The organism is Enterobacter cloacae complex sp.6700776, from assembly GCF_048284255.1.
GTDB classification, from domain to species: Bacteria; Pseudomonadota; Gammaproteobacteria; order Enterobacterales; family Enterobacteriaceae; genus Enterobacter; species Enterobacter intestinihominis.
In genome coordinates this window covers 1-259 of record NZ_JBLVYK010000342.1, presented here as the reverse complement: position 1 = coordinate 259, position 259 = coordinate 1, and the positions used below count along the sequence as shown (strand labels likewise).

Annotated in this window: 1 pseudogene; it reads left to right on the top strand. The window is 39.8% G+C overall.

Annotated elements, in window-relative coordinates:
- Positions 1-259 (top strand): annotated as a pseudogene (locus ACNQ0T_RS24550) (hypothetical protein); the annotation flags it as partial.

Below are 259 nucleotides of genomic sequence, written 5' to 3'. Positions count from 1 at the left end.
TATAAGAGACAGGTCCAACTACGGCTAAACTGGAAGGACAAATTAGGTGGCAGCGGTCTTGTACACCCTGTTACCACGGTTCATAAACTTGCCGGTTTAATGAACCTTCGAAAAACCACCTTGCCGGGTGGTTTTTTCGTTTATGGGCAAAGACTACTCTTTGCTGGATTGATACGTCAACACAATAAGCTTTACTTAAAAGATCAAAATGTCTTTACACTTTTTCCTCTTGAAAGCAATATCATTACTTGTATAATGC